General features: G+C 69.9%; 15 protein-coding genes and 1 tRNA gene. 5 read left to right on the top strand and 11 right to left on the bottom strand.

Annotated features, from left to right (window positions below; genetic code table 11):
* Window positions 1-30 precede the first annotated feature (30 nt).
* Window positions 31-912 (top strand): hypothetical protein, encoded by an 882-nt coding sequence (locus ABZ860_RS06875; protein WP_357216141.1) that lies wholly within the window; start codon window positions 31-33, stop codon window positions 910-912.
* A complete protein-coding gene (locus ABZ860_RS06880; protein ID WP_357216143.1) occupies window positions 909-2,228 on the top strand; it encodes an isoprenylcysteine carboxylmethyltransferase family protein in 1,320 nt (439 codons plus the stop codon). Before ABZ860_RS06875 ends, ABZ860_RS06880 begins: the two co-directional genes overlap by 4 nt.
* A gap of 12 nt (window positions 2,229-2,240) precedes the next feature.
* Here the strand turns inward: ABZ860_RS06880 and ABZ860_RS06885 are convergent, their stop codons facing one another.
* On the bottom strand, window positions 2,241-3,257 hold the full coding sequence (locus ABZ860_RS06885) for a substrate-binding domain-containing protein (protein WP_357216146.1): 1,017 nt from the start codon (window positions 3,255-3,257) through the stop codon (window positions 2,241-2,243).
* A gap of 239 nt (window positions 3,258-3,496) precedes the next feature.
* Between ABZ860_RS06885 and ABZ860_RS06890 the strand changes: the two genes are divergently transcribed.
* Window positions 3,497-3,573 (top strand) — tRNA-Ile (locus ABZ860_RS06890).
* 243 nt (window positions 3,574-3,816) lie between these two features.
* Here the strand turns inward: ABZ860_RS06890 and ABZ860_RS06895 are convergent.
* The 10 genes from ABZ860_RS06895 to ABZ860_RS06940 all read right to left on the bottom strand — a co-directional run bounded on the left by ABZ860_RS06895 (window position 3,817) and on the right by ABZ860_RS06940 (window position 11,038).
* Entirely contained in the window at window positions 3,817-5,199 is a 1,383-nt protein-coding gene (locus ABZ860_RS06895; protein WP_357216149.1) for a tyrosine-type recombinase/integrase, read from the bottom strand.
* Window positions 5,196-5,384: a helix-turn-helix domain-containing protein gene (locus tag ABZ860_RS06900; protein WP_357216152.1), complete on the bottom strand. Its 189-nt coding sequence runs from the start codon at window positions 5,382-5,384 to the stop codon at window positions 5,196-5,198. The genes ABZ860_RS06895 and ABZ860_RS06900 overlap by 4 nt, the downstream gene beginning before the upstream one ends.
* Complete coding sequence (locus tag ABZ860_RS06905) at window positions 5,381-6,955, bottom strand: replication initiator (RefSeq protein ID WP_357216154.1); 1,575 nt, start codon at window positions 6,953-6,955, stop codon at window positions 5,381-5,383. Before ABZ860_RS06905 ends, ABZ860_RS06900 begins: the two co-directional genes overlap by 4 nt.
* A gap of 38 nt (window positions 6,956-6,993) precedes the next feature.
* Window positions 6,994-7,176, bottom strand: coding sequence for a hypothetical protein (locus ABZ860_RS06910; protein ID WP_169953591.1), 183 nt, complete (start codon window positions 7,174-7,176; stop codon window positions 6,994-6,996).
* Window positions 7,173-8,594 (bottom strand): FtsK/SpoIIIE domain-containing protein, encoded by a 1,422-nt coding sequence (locus ABZ860_RS06915; RefSeq protein WP_357216157.1) that lies wholly within the window; start codon window positions 8,592-8,594, stop codon window positions 7,173-7,175. The genes ABZ860_RS06910 and ABZ860_RS06915 overlap by 4 nt, the downstream gene beginning before the upstream one ends.
* Before the next feature lie 87 nt (window positions 8,595-8,681).
* Window positions 8,682-8,984: a hypothetical protein gene (locus ABZ860_RS06920; RefSeq protein WP_357216159.1), complete on the bottom strand. Its 303-nt coding sequence runs from the start codon at window positions 8,982-8,984 to the stop codon at window positions 8,682-8,684.
* The gene (locus ABZ860_RS06925; protein ID WP_357216161.1) at window positions 8,981-9,397 is read right to left on the bottom strand and encodes a plasmid replication, integration and excision activator; all 417 of its coding nucleotides are present in this window, start codon (window positions 9,395-9,397) and stop codon (window positions 8,981-8,983) included. The genes ABZ860_RS06920 and ABZ860_RS06925 overlap by 4 nt, the downstream gene beginning before the upstream one ends.
* A 122-nt stretch (window positions 9,398-9,519) precedes the next feature.
* Entirely contained in the window at window positions 9,520-10,251 is a 732-nt protein-coding gene (locus tag ABZ860_RS06930; protein ID WP_357216162.1) for a GntR family transcriptional regulator, read from the bottom strand.
* 155 nt (window positions 10,252-10,406) lie between these two features.
* Entirely contained in the window at window positions 10,407-10,700 is a 294-nt protein-coding gene (locus tag ABZ860_RS06935; RefSeq protein ID WP_357216164.1) for a hypothetical protein, read from the bottom strand.
* Window positions 10,697-11,038 carry a hypothetical protein gene (locus ABZ860_RS06940; protein ID WP_357216166.1) on the bottom strand — a complete coding sequence of 114 codons (342 nt, stop codon included), beginning with the start codon at window positions 11,036-11,038 and terminating at the stop codon, window positions 10,697-10,699. The genes ABZ860_RS06935 and ABZ860_RS06940 overlap by 4 nt, the downstream gene beginning before the upstream one ends.
* A gap of 295 nt (window positions 11,039-11,333) precedes the next feature.
* Between ABZ860_RS06940 and ABZ860_RS06945 the strand changes: the two genes are divergently transcribed.
* Together ABZ860_RS06945 and ABZ860_RS06950 are read left to right on the top strand one after the other, a co-directional pair.
* On the top strand, window positions 11,334-12,773 hold the full coding sequence (locus ABZ860_RS06945; RefSeq protein WP_357216168.1) for a helix-turn-helix transcriptional regulator: 1,440 nt from the start codon (window positions 11,334-11,336) through the stop codon (window positions 12,771-12,773).
* On the top strand, window positions 12,770-13,303 hold the full coding sequence (locus ABZ860_RS06950; RefSeq protein ID WP_357216171.1) for a flavoprotein: 534 nt from the start codon (window positions 12,770-12,772) through the stop codon (window positions 13,301-13,303). Before ABZ860_RS06945 ends, ABZ860_RS06950 begins: the two co-directional genes overlap by 4 nt.
* Window positions 13,304-13,926: the final 623 nt, after the last annotated feature.

Consider the following 13,926-nt stretch of genomic DNA (forward strand, 5'->3'; position numbering starts at 1 on the left):
CGATTAAATCTCTCGCTCAAGGAGCGCCGTATGGAGTCGGAAACCCCGAGGCGGCCCCGGCTCGTGCTGGTCGTGACGCTGGCCGCGCTGTTCGCCGCCTACCTGCTCTACGAGGTGCTCCACGCGGGCCATCTGGAGCAGACCTCGCTGTTCTACGTGGGCATCCCGGCCGCCATCGCGGTCGTCGTGACGATGACGGCGCGGCCGAAGAGCGCGACCGGGGTCGCCATGGTCACGATCACGATCGGGCTCGCGCTGGCCGGGCCGCTGCTCGGCGAGGGCGTCGTCTGCCTGCTGATGTCGGCCCCGCTCTTCTACCTGGTCGGGTTCATCGTGGGGAACGCCGTCGACTACGTGCGCCGCCACAACCGGCACGCGGTCGCCGTCGTCGCCCCGCTGCTGCTCGCCGCCGTGCTCGAAGGGACCACGCCGTTCACCTCGCTGCCGCGCGACGAGGAGGTCACGGCGGCCGCCACGGCGGCGCGGGACACCGACATCGAGGCCGCCCTGGCCCGCCCGCCCGCCTTCGGGCCGGTCACCTCGCCGTTGCTGCGGCTCGGCTTCCCCCGGCCGCTCGGCTCCGAAGGGCGGGGACTCGCCGTCGGGGACACCCGGTCGATCACGTTCACGCCCCGGCGGTCCCTCGGGATCAACGCCCCGCTCGAACCGCGCGCCATGACCCTGCGCGTCACCGGCCGCTCCCCCGGCCGGGCGGTCTTCCGGGTGGAGCGCGACACCACCCTCGCCCGGTGGATGGACCTGCGCGAGGCCGAGTTCCGCTGGCGGGGACGACGACTCGAAGTGACCCTCCGCTACCGGCGCACCTTCGACCCTGGCTGGTATTTCGGGCCGCTCCAGCGCTACGCCGCGACCCAGGCGGCCGGCTACCTCGCCGCGACCTTCACCTCGTGATCCCGGACCCGGCGGCGGGGGTGGCGGACTCCGCGGTCACCCTCCTGCGGGGCGCGGCCCTGTTCGGCCCGCTCGCCGCCGTCCTGGCCGCGACAGCCGTACGCCGCCCGTCCGAGCGGACGGTCGCCGCGATGATCCTCGCGACGGCCTGGAACCTGCTCGCGCTCGCCCTGGTCAACGTGATCGCGGTGCGGGCCGGCTGGTGGTCCTTCTCCGCGCGGGGCGCGGTGGTGGAGGGCGTCCCGGTGGACCTGCTGCTCGGCTGGGCGCTGCTGTGGGGGGCGCTGCCCGCGCACGCGGCCCGCCGCCTGCCGCTCCCGCTGACCGTCCTCTCGCTCACCTGGCTGGACCTCGCGTTCATGCCCCTGGCCCGCCCGCTCGTACGGCTCGGCGGCGACTGGCTGTGCGGCGAGGCGCTCGCGGTGGCGCTCGGCCTGGCGCCCGGCCTCCTGCTCGCCCGCTGGACCGTCCGCGGCGTCTTCCCCGCCGGGCGGGCGGCACTGCAGGCGGTGCTCGCGGGCGGGCTCATGCTCGGACTTCCGGTCGCGCTCACCGGGGTGTGGCGGCAGCCCGGCTGGCTCGCCGGCATCGGCGTCCAGGTGCTGGCCGCGCCGCTGACGCTCGGCCTGGCGGCCGTCCGGGAGTTCGCGACGGCGGGCGGCACGCCGTTGCCGTACGACGCGCCGCGCCGCCTCGTCACCAGCGGGCCGTACGCCTACGTGCGCAATCCGATGCAGGTGTCGATGGCGGCGAGCTACCTGCTTCTGGGCACGCTGGACGTCCGCTTCCTTGCGGCGGCCGGCGTGACCGTCGCGTACGGCGCCGGGCTCGCGGCCTGGCACGAGGGTGAGCAACTCTCCGGCCGCTTCGGCGGTGCGTGGGCCGCCTACCGGTCCGCCGTGCGGAGCTGGCTGCCCCGCCTGCGGCCCTCCCCTGCCATGGCGGAGGCGGTCGTCCACGTGTCGGCGACGTGCGGGCAGTGCGCGCCCGTCGGCGGGTGGATCCTGCGCCACGCCCCGGTCGCCCTCCGGGTGCGCCCGGCCGAGGAACATCCCCGGGGCCTGCGCCGGATGACGTACGAGCGCGCGGACGGGCTGCGGGCCGAGGGGGTGGCGGCCCTCGCGCACGCCGCCTCGCACCTCCATCTCGGCTGGGCGCTCGCCGGGTGGGTCCTGCTGCTGCCCGGCCTGGGCTGGTTCGCGCAACTGTGCGCCGACGCCTTCGGGGCCGGGCCGCGAGGCGTGCCGTCCTGGCCCGCCGAACGGGGGACGGGCCAGGACGGCGGGCGTTCACGCGGTCCGCGTCGCCTCCCCTGATGCGTGGACGCGTCAGTGCGGTTTCACGTTCTGTCCGGGGGCGGTCCCGGGGGCGGGGGCCTCGCGGGCCGTGGTCTTCGTGACCACGGCGGGCGGAACCAGCACCGCCGGGATCGAAACCGTCGTCCCGTTGGACACGACGGCCGTGCCGTACACGGTCCTGCCGCCCGCGACCTCGACCGCCAGCCTGGCGGCGGCCGACGCCACGGCGGCGACGTCGGTACGGACCGTGGCGGTCTGCGTGCCGGCTCTGACACGTCCCAGCGCCGCGGGCCGCCCGCTATGCCCGATCAGCGGCACTCCGGCCATTCCCGCCCGCGCCATCTCGGCCGCGACGGCCTCCGCCGTCGCATCGCTCGCGCAGCACACGCCCGCCACCTTCGCGGCCCCGCCGAGCGCGGAGACGGCCGCCGCCACCTCGCGTGCGGCCTCGTCGGGCCGGGTCAGGTCCCGTTCCCAGCCGATCGTCACCCGTCCGTCGAGCACGGCGTGCAGGGCCCGCTTCACCGTCGCGGCGTACGGGTCCGCGGCGGGGCCGTTGAGGAGCAGCACCGGCCCCGCGACCTTCATGGCGCCCAGCAGGGCCAGTGCCTGCTCCCGCCCGACGCGCGCCGGGTCCGTCGCCACGTAGGCGTCCACCGGCCCGTTAGCCAGCCGGTCGTACGCGACGACCTTCGCCCCGGACAGCTTGGCCCTGGCCACCCAGGGGGCGGCGGCCCCGGGATCCACCGCGCCGAGGACCAGCACCCGCACGCCGTCGGCGAGCATCCGGCCGATCTGCCGCCCCTGCCTGGCCCGGTCGCCCGCGGCGTTCGCGTACTGGACGTGGCAGCGCGGGCAGAGGGACGTCAGGGCCCGCGTGAACAGAGGCCGGTCGGGTCCCTCGCCGGGGAGCAGCAGGCCGACGGTGAAGCCCTCCCGCGCGTCGCCGACCGCTCCGAGTTCCGCTCCCGGCTGCCGCCCGCCCTGCCCGCAGGCGGGTAGGGACATCAGGAGAAGCACGCAGACGCCCGCCAGTCGTCTCCCCACGGGGCACCCCCGATTCGTTGCGGAGCCACGTTTCGCAGAGCCGTCTTGTGGAGCGATGCCGCCTCAACAGTCACATACCCGGACATGTGCCCCATAACTCTCACCAGGGCCGCCGCACCCCGGCGTGGACGATCACCGCAGGGCGATCGGGCGGGGATTACGCCCAGGGCCGAAGGCCGCCGCTCATCTCCGCCCGCAGATCCCCACACCCGCTAAGTTGTGAGAGACTCCACCATTGCGGGGCGGTAGCTCAGCCGGTCAGAGCATCGGACTCATAATCCGTGGGTCGTGGGTTCAAGTCCCACCCGCCCTACCACGTACGACCAGCCATCCGCGGTCTCACCTGCGGTTTCGTGGTTGATCGAGCTTGTCCGGACATGCAGCCGACAGCGGCCGGAAGCAGCCGTATGCCACTGGTCGCGGAACATACGCGGAATGCTCGCGGCCTCGTTTCCCCATGTGAGCCCGGCGATTTTGGCGCCTCGCGGAACGATTCCACGCCCATACGCCGAAGGACCCCGGAAGGTGTCCCGGGGTCCTGTGGGTGAGTTCGAGCGCCTCATAGGGCGAGTGCTTCCAAGATCCTGCGGTTGGCCATCTCGCGTTGCCCCTCGATGCACTTGGCGTAGACCCTGAGCATCACGTCCACACCGTGCCCGGCTCGCTCCGCGGCTTCCGGTGCATGGACACCTGCGTTGAGCCAGAGGGACACAGCCGCATGACGCAGGTCGTACGGCCGGGCCGCCAGGGGCGAGGCAACCACCTCCGGAGGGAACGCGTAGCCGCGCGCCTCCTTCCAGACCTTCGAGACGGTCGAGCCTGAGAACGCCTTGCCGCTCGCGGTCCGGAACAGCCGGCCGTCCTCGGCCACGCCGTGTGTCTTGATGTGATCGCGCAGGATCGCCACCAGTTCCGGCGGAATGGGAACCGGCCGCGTCTCCTTCTTCTCCCGATGCTTCAGGCCGCGCTCGTCGTGCGTCTCCCCCGAGTCGGTATAACGCTTGCTGCTCTCCGGCCGGGTCCTGGCCAGGGTGAGCAGGCCCCAGCCCTTCTCGGGGAGGTAGCAGTCCTTCTCACGGAGGCCGGCGGCCTCACCCGGGCGCAGGCCGCCGAAGTACATCGCGGCGAACATCGCCATCATCATCGGACCGCGCGATCGGCCAACGTAGGTGACGGCGGTCAGCAGTTGCCGCGCCTGGCGAGGGTTGACGACCGAGCGCCGACCGACCTCCCCACCCGGCTTGGTGCGGCGCAGCTTCACGCGGTGGAGCGGATTTGCCGAAAGCTCCTCCCGTTCAACCGCGTACTCCAGCGCGTGATGGAACACCGCCCGCTTGCGCCGGTACGTCGAGGTGGCCGCCGCCTTACCGTCGAGGAGCAGCGCTAGGGCTTCCAGGGCTGCCCGTGCGTGCTTCGCCTCCTCCAACGCCGTCAGAGGAAGCGAGGCCGCTTCCAACCAACGCAGGGCCGCCGCGACCTCCTGCGCGAGAGCAGGTCGCCGCTCCACCGGCAGAAACGCGAAGTGCCGCAGGGCTCGGCGAAGGATCTCGTCGTCAGGACGGCCGGGATGCTCCTTGGTGAGTACGAGCGTGACGCTCGTCAGCGCGTCCGTCATGCCCTCCCGCGACTTGGCCGCAGCATGAGGCCACCAGGCGTGGACGTAGTCGACCGCGAAGGCGTACCAGGTCCGCACCTCCTTGGCCTTCGTCATCGAGGCCGGTAGGCCGCTCTCCAGGTCGAAGGACTCTCCCTTCTTCGCCGCCTGCCGTAGGTCCGAGAGGAAGCTCTCGGCGAGGCCCTTGGTCTTGAAGGTCGCGGACCTCTCGCACGGGCCGACCGTCCACCGCACAGTGTGGGAGACGATGCGGGGCTTCTTGCCCTCCCCCTGGGCGCGGGTATTGGTGCGAATCTCCCAGAACTTGACCTTGTAGGAGGAGGTCACGCCACCTCCCGCAGCGACTCAAGCCAGGTGGTGAACTCACTGCGGTAAATGCGGATCTCCCCGTTCGGGAGCTTGAAGCCCTCGGGTGCCCTACCGATCTCCCGCCACCGATAGAAGGTCCGGGCGGACACGCCGAGTTCGTCGAGGATCTCGGGGACTGTCATCAGCTTGTCGTCTTTCCTCATGCCGCCCTCCCTTCAGTTGCCGAAAGATCTTGTCCGTCTGCCTCGGCTTCGAGCCGGGCCAGGTGGTTACGCCAGCGCTGCCGTTCGTGGACCGAGCGCAGGAGCCGGACGCCGATCGGGGCGAGGTCGGGATCACCGGGTTTGACCGGTCGCCAGAGGTAGCGGTGGGGGTCGACCGGCTCGTCTTCGACGCCGAGGGCTTCCAGGACCCACGTGCGGCGGTCCTGCTTGTGCTCGGTCAGGGTCTTGTTCGACCACTTGCGGGAGACCAGGACCCGTCGGCCCGCGTAGCCGAGGTGATCGGGCTTGTGTGCCTTGCCCTTGCACCGGCCAGGGGCCATGCCGGGCTTGGCGCCCTTGGGCTGGATGCCGTAGCGCAGCCAGTTCGGGCAGGTCGGCGAGCACGGCTCGAACCGCAGGGCGTCGAGTAGGCGTTCGGCGTGTGCCTTGCGGCGTGGGTCGTCGGTGCCGAGGGCGTCGCCGAGGCTCTTGGTGAGGTACTTGGACAGGTACTGGATGAGCTGGTCGGCGTCCGGGGTTCCGGCGAGGACGCTTTGTATGTCGAGCTGGTCGCCGAACCGGAGCATGTGCAGGGGTTCCGCGTCGTCGTCCTGGTCGAGGCGGTCGAGGGCCTGGTCCCAGGTCGGCAGGACTTCGCCCGTCTCGGGGTCGAGGTAGCCGGCCCCGTCCTCCCAGACCGGCAGGTGATCCCCCTCGAACCGGATCGTGTCCGTTGAGGGCCACCACACCTGGTGATACGTGGCCGCGATGATCTGCCGCAGCTCCGCACGGGGCAAGGTGCCGCGGATCGCCATATGCAGATGCGGCGCGAGCCGCTTTTGAGGTTCGACGGTGGCGAAGTACTGCACGTCATAGCCCGCCACGCGGCGAAGGTTCTGCACGAACCGGTCCACGAGCTTGGAGAAGTGCAGCGCATCCCGAGCCGCCCGCGCGTAGTCGTACCGGTCCGGGTCCAACGGCGCACCCTCCAGCACCCGCCCATACGACGGGAGCGTGAGCGTGACGAACATCGACGGCCGATAGACCTTGCCTTCCGAGCCGGTGAAGGTCCGCCCGAGCGTGGTCTTGGTCATCTGTCGCTTGGGCAGGTCCGGGGCGTCCTGCCGCCGTTTGGTCGAGCGTGTGCGCTTGCCGGAGGTGCGGCCGAGGACGTTGCCGCGCATCCCGGCCCGGTTGATCTCCTCGTCCAGGTCCTCGATGGCTGCGTCGAGGTCGGTGGTGTCGCCGCCGGCCTTTTCCAGCTCATCCCGCCACGCCTGGGCGTCGGCGCGCAGCTCGACGAGGTGACGCTGATACTCGTCGGCGTTGTCCGGGAGGTTCACGGGCTCGGCTTCCAGGTGCCAGCCCTCCCGGCACTGTGCCCGCCGCAACTGGCGATTCCGCTTCGCACACGGCGGGCACTTGCTCTCCAACGTCGCCCCGCAGGGCACGTCAATGACCTCAACCTGACCGGTGAGGATGTCCTGCCGCCTCAGCGGAACCGGCCGGATGCACACCCCGTACTGCTTGGCGATCTCTTCCACGACCTCACGGGCCAGCGGTTGAGCCATCCGGACGGCGCGAGGGGTAGAGCGGTCGTGCGGGTTGGTCACCAGTCACCCCCGCACCCGTCGAGGGCGTCGACCAGGTCGAGGCCGTCAACGATGACAGTGGCTTTCTGGCCGCACTCGTGACACTCGACGGTCCCGCGCACGGGGTCGAGCCAGAGCACATCGAGCGCGCCGCAGCCCGAGCAGCGCAGGCCGTCGAGGATGTGAGCCAGGCGCATCATCGGCCCACCCCCGCGTACTCGGCGACCATCGCCCGGATGTCCGTGTCGGAGACGTAGGCCGCGCGCACCCGCACCGGATCAGGACTGGTTTCGAGCCGGACGTAGCCGACGCCCGCGCCCAGCTCCGGGACCGGTGAGATGTGGTCGGCCAGGGCTCCCCGGTCGCGTGCGCCGTCGCCGAGGACCATGTCCACCTGTTCGGACTCGTCGAGCCGGAGAGCGATCTTGTCGGGGAACAGGTTGCGGATGTTCATGACCTCCTTACGCGGATCCTGGAGCGCGGCCATGACTCCGACGCCCACCGCGCGCCCTTGCGTGGTGAGCGTGGCCAGGGCCGCCGTGATGCGCTGACGGAGTTGCTTGTCGGGCTGGTAGGCGGTCAGGAACGCCACCTCATCGACGAGCACCAGGACGAAGGGGTCGGCCACGGTCGGTGTGTGGGAGCGCTGGAGGCCGGCGAACCGGTCGGCTCGCTCCTGCATCACGCACACGGCCTCGTCGAGCAGGTCGGCGCACTCTTTCGGGTCGGCGGCATACCTCGCGCCGAACAGCGCACGGCCGAAGGACAGCTCCATGCGCTTGGGATCGAGCGCCCACACCTGCACCAGGCCCGCCCGCATCGCGGGGAGGAGGCCGCGGATTGTCGACCACAGGTAGGAGCCCTTGCCCGCGCCCGTGGCACCGGCGATCAGGACGTGTGTGCCGTGGACCTTGAGCCGCAGCGGCGTCCCGTCCTCGCACCGGCCGATCTCGACCGGCCCCACCGACGCCACATCAGGGATGGGCACAGCGGGCAGCGGTTCGGCGAGCGGGTCACGCCGGGGGAAGGTGAGCACGAGCCGCCCGGCCCGAGCGACGGCGACCCGGCAGGAGGGTGCGCCGAAGCCGTGGGCTAGGTGCTCGATGCGGTCGGTCCAGTCTTTGACGGCCTGGCCGTTGAGCATCTTCACGCTCACGCGGTCGGCCCACCCATCGCACTCCACCCGCACCAGGCGGGGCAGGTAGTCGCGGCCCCGGATGTGCCGCCCGAGCCCGGACACGACCATCACGGGTTGCCAGTGCCGCCGGTACACCGCCACCAGCCGCCACCAGGCCAGCAGCGACCAGCCGACCAGGCGCAGGAACGAGGCCCGATCCAGCAGTGCCCACGACAGACCCGCCGAGGGCAGGAAGCCAGCCATCACCAGGGCCAGGCGCCAGCCGTACAGGGTCCAGATCACCCCGAAGGCGACCGGCACGGCTACCGCGACCGGATGCCGCACGACGAGGCGGACCAGGCCCGCGACGAGTCGGGACAGCCAGATGACGAGGGTGACGAGGGCGGGAGTTCGGACGACGGCCGGGCGGAAGACCACGGCCGTATCCGGTGTGGTGGAGACGAGGTTACGCGCCTCGTCGCCAGGCAGTTTTCGGAACATTAGACTTCGTGTCCTCTCGTGATTTCGCAGTCAGGGAGAGTTGAGGGGCCGCCGGAAGTTGCCGCTTCCTGCGGCCCCGCTTGCATGTCAGGCCGCCGAGTCGGTGGCCTGCGTGTGTTCGGCGTGTATGCGCTCGCAGTCGGCCAGGTACCGCGCGGCGGCGTTGAAGATCTCCCGCGCGATGTCCAGGTCTGCCGCGGTGACCGGCCCGGCCCCGGTGGTCGAGACCGTCACGTCCGCCTCGTCGGACTCCAGCACCAGGTACGGCCGCCCGGACTCCAGCACCCGAGCACGCGCCCGAGTGATCGAGGCGTAGAACGAGATCCCGATACGGGGCCGCTCGCCGGGGTCGATCGACATCGACAGGTGCGTGTACGGCCGCCCAGTCACGCCGCCACCTCCTTGCCGTTGCCAGCCGCCTTGGCGTGAGCGCGAGGAGCGCGCATCTCCCGAGCCCGGATGGAGTAGGCGAGTCGCCCCGACCCGTTGACGTACGGGGTCACGGTCAGCCCGTCGAACTCGACCGGCGTGAACGGCAGGCCCGCAACCGGAGCCGGGGGCACCGGCTGAACCGGAGCGAGGATCTTGACGGCCACGGTCTTCTGCGCCGCCTTCAGCGACGGGTCGGCGTCCATCACGGGGATCTGCCAGACGAGTTCGCCCGTCTGCTTGTCCCGCGCCTGGACGAACCGGCCGTTGCTCGACGCCTCGAAATCCTTGACCGGCTCGACCTCACCCACCGCATAGCACCCATACGGGAAGATCTGGCCGAAGCTGATCGAAATGGGTCCCTGTAGAGCCATGTGGCACCACCTCCTCATCTTGTCCTGTCGGTCAGCTTGACTGACCAAGCTGCCTCTCCATGAAACGCGAAACCCGCTTGGCTAGTCAAGTACACCAAGCGGGTTCGCGGAGGAAAGTTGGATTACCGGATGGGGTAGGCGTCTTCGAGCTCGTGACGGTCGCCGGGGAGGACCGTCTCCACCACGATCCAGGGCTTACCGGTGGCGTCACAGGCGACGGCGTAGACGGCCAGCAGCGCGGCCGAGGCCTTGACGCCGAGGAGGTCTCGCTCCTCCGGTGTGGGGTTGCGGGCGGTCACGTGCTCGACGATGTGATCCAGCTCGACGCCGGCAGCGGCTTCCACGTAGCGCCGTACGCCCTGCTTGAGATCGGCGGAGTCCGTCAGGGCCGTACCTTCGGCCACGTCGGCCGGGACCCAGGTCGAGGAGACCTCGGACGCCTCGTCGTCACGGGTGACGAGGGTCTTTCGGAGCATGACCGGCGACTTCGGTGTGATGCCGAGATAGGAGGCGATGCGGTTGGGTGCTTCGGCCGGCCCCGCTGTGAGAAGTCGGCTGGAGGCCTGGACCTCTTTGCGGTCGAGCAGTTCGCGCCCGGTGCGTACCTGCTGAGTGGAGGCGATGGCCGGGCGTCCCCGGACGAACCGACCCTTGCCTTGATGGGTGACGATCCATCCGTGATCGCGCAGCACGCCGAGGGCCTTGACGACGGTCGGCCGTGCCATGCCGAACTCGGCCATGAGCTGATGTTCGCTCGGCAGGGGAGAGCCGGGCGGATACTCGCCGGACTCGATGCGCCGTTCCAGTTCGGCGATCAGTTGCGCGTATTTGGGAGGGGTGTATTCAAATGACATCAGAGCCCCACATTCAACATGCCTGTCTAGCCAAGCAGGCTAGCAGTGCATGCGATGCTTGCGAAGGGCTTCCGCCGACATGAACTCCTACCCCGTGAGCGCGACGGCGCAGGACACCCGCGCCTTGATGGAGTCGACCACGCCGCCGCGCCCGTCTATCGGACCTGCCCGGTCAGCAACGCCGACCAGGTCTCCCAGCCCTGCCCCACTCTCCAGCGGTGGGTCTCGCTGATCTCAGGGGCGTCCTCGTTCTGCACGGTGCGCCGGATGAAGGCGACACCGCCCGACTGGCACAGTTCGTAGAACCGGGCCTGACAGTCGCAGGTCCAGGCCAGGACCCGGACGCGCCGCGCGGGCGTCGGCTCCCACCACTCCAGTTCCCGGAAGTTGCCCCGGCGGATGGGGACGTGTGCGCTGTGCAGGCGGTTCGGCTCGTCGAGGTCGTTCACGAGCCCTCGCCAGCGAGGTACGGCGGGCACGGGTGGACGCGGCGGAGTTGCCCGTACCGATGCGCCACCCGGCGCGCGGCGGTGACGACGTCGGAGGCCGGGGCGAAGGCATAGACCGGCCGCCCGCTGGTCGAGGTACGGCCCGAGCGCCAGCGGAACCAGTTGCCGTCGGTCCAGACGACCAGCTCGACCCATACCGACACCAGCGCCAGCCCGTACCCCTCGTGCACGTCAGCGGCCACGCCGTACTGCTCCAGCTCCACCCGCAGCCGCTCCGCAGTGCGGGCAGCGGTGACCACCGGGGGCCGCCGACCGTACACGAGCTGATCGGCACCCATCACGCCGCCACCGGCACGCCGGTACCCGCACAGTCGAAGCACTCGACCGCCACCAACTCCACGGCCACACCGTCAAGCCGAAGCCGGGCATCGGCCGAGGACTTCCGAACGAACCGCCAGCCCTTCCCCCGGCAGGCTCCGCATCTGTCCATCTCCGTAACCATGGGATCAAGGGTCGGAATTCTCGTTCTCCCAGCCCATCCCCGCGTGGCATCCCTTGACGGGATAGGTCGCGACCGCGTAGCAGTGGAAGGCACTTTCCGTTGCCCGCCCGGTGCGAAGGGAAAGCCCGCGGATGCCGCCACGCATGGCCGAGCCGTACGAGGTCCCCGCCTCGCTATGGCACCGCCCCGACATGCTCACAGCGCTCAAGGCCCGCGACATCGGCGCAGTCTTCCGCCTGGTCCGCCAGTACGGCGGCCTGAGCCAGACCGCCATCGGCAGCCTGACCGGCTATAGCCAGGGCAAGGTCAGCGCCATCATGAGCGGAAGCCAGCAGGTCACCGCCCTGGAGGTGTTCGAGCGCATCGCGGACGGCCTGCACATGCCCGACCAGGCCCGCATGGCTCTCGGCCTCGCTCCTCGCGACCTTGCCGCCGCAGCCATCCCACGGCAGGATGCCCGCCCGGCATTCACCTCCGCACTTGCTCCACCTACCGTTGATCTCGTCCGACACGGAGAGGACGAGACCGAAGTGCGACGTCGTGACTTCGTCGGCCTCGCGGGGGCCGCCCTGTTCAGTGCCGTAGTAGCCCAGCCCCTCACCCGCGACGAGGAAGCCGCAGGCGCCGACGATCTCGCCGCAGCCCTCACCGAATACCCGGTCGCCGGCCCCCAGCTCCCGGAGCTGTCGCAACTTGCCTCCGCCGTCGCCCGCGCGAAGCGGACCTACCAGGCGTGCCGATACTCCGAGGTCGCGGCCATGCTTCCCGCGCTGATCCGCTCCCTGCGCCTCGCGTGCGCCACTCTCGACGGGGACGCCCGGCTCAAGGCACACGCCCTGTCCGCCGAGGCGCACCATGTGGCCGCCTCCATCCTGCTCAAGCAAGAAGACAAGGGCCTCGCCTGGCTCGCCGCCGACCGCAGCGTCCACGCCGCCCAGGCCAGCGAGAGCCCGCTCATGATGGGCTCAAGCGCCCGCATCATCACCCACGCCCTCATGGACGGCGGCCACCACCGAGCAGCCACAGGCATGGCCAGCAGCGCCGCCCAACGCCTCAACGCCGCCCTGGCCCAGCCGTCCCCGAACGACCTGTCCGTCTACGGCACACTCCTTCTACGCGGAGCCGTCGCCGCCGCCCAGCACAGCAACCGACACACCGCCGCCGAACTCCTGGACGAGGCCGAGGACGCAGGCCGACGACTCGGCTACGACGGCAACCACATGTGGACCGCCTTCGGCCCGAACAACGTCCTGTGCCACCGCGTGAACATCGCCCTCTCCCTCGGCGACGCCGGAACCGCGATCGAGAACGCCCGCAGGATCGACATCAACGCCCTGCCCATCAACGAGCGCAAGGCGACCGTCCTCTTGGACACCTCCCGCGCGTTCCTCGCCTGGGGCAAGCACGACCGCGCCCTCTACATCCTGCGCGCCGCCGGAGACATCGCCCCCGAGGAAATCACCACCCGCCCCGCCACTCATAGGCTGGTCCGCGACATCCTCGCCACTGCGCCCATCAGCATCCGCCGTGAAGCGCGAGAGTACGCCGAATCCCTGGGAGTCACCGCGTGACCAACACCGGCAAGGTCCTGTACATCATCGTCTGCGCTGCAGGACCCGCCGGCGACGTCGGCAAACTCGTCACCATGGCCCAGGACGACGGATGGACCGTCCAAATCGTCGCCACCCCAAACGCACTCGACTTCATCGACGTCCCCGCCCTGGAGAAGCAGACCGGCCGCCCCGTCCGCAGCCAGTACCGCAAACCCGGCGACCCCAAGCCCCCGAGGGCCGACGCCATCATCGTCGCCCCCGCCACCTACAACACCATCAACAAATTCGCCCAAGGCATCGCCGACACCTACGCCCTCGGCCTCCTCGCCGAAGCCCCCGGCCTCGGCATCCCCGTCGTCGTCCTCCCCTTTGTCAACAGCGCCCTTGCTGCTCGCAAGCCTTTCCGCCACAGCATCGACTCGCTGCGCAGTGAAGGTGTTGATGTGCTCATGGGACCTGGCCAGTTTGAGCCGCATCCGCCGAGTGGAGGCACCGACCGACTGGATACCTTCCCGTGGCAACTGACGTTGAAGGTACTGCGTAGGTGATTAGCCCCGATCGAGAATGACCGCCGCGACGGCAGCCAGGCCGGAGATCGTAGAGCCAATGCACGCCAAGGTCGCCACTCGTTCCTTCGGTGTAATCCACAGTCCGCGGTTCAACTCCCGCCAACGATCGCGCCCGAGCTTACGGGCAAAGTTCTGACGTTTGTGTTGCCGGACCTGGTTACAGCCAAAAAGAAGGCCGCGAGCATTGTTACGGCAGGGGCCTTGCCGCCCTTCTGCTCCGCATGTTCGAGGCACGCGGAATAGGAAGTAAACGATCGCGAGGAGCGATCCCGCTATCAGGAGAGGGGCTACCTTACCTTTGTCGTCTGCTGCCCACCAGCCCCACGCGACAGCGGCAAGCACCGCATAGCCCCAGTACTTCCCCAAAAACCCCTGTTTCCCTCGCACCATAGGTGCAAGGTATAGAACCCCAGTCATGGCGAACAGGGTAGATATCGGTTGCCTCAAGTGACCAAGATGTACATTGACAAGCACAACCAGGGAACGCGTACGCCGCCCACCGCTGGCAAGAGGGCCACCAAGCGAGAGCAGCGTCATTCGCTGGACGGGAGACCTTCGCCTCTTTCGCTCTACTCGAAGGCCGATACGAGGTCGGCCATCGG

It is taken from the genome of Microbispora sp. NPDC046973 (genome assembly GCF_040644495.1).
In the GTDB taxonomy this organism is placed as follows: Bacteria; Actinomycetota; Actinomycetes; order Streptosporangiales; family Streptosporangiaceae; genus Microbispora.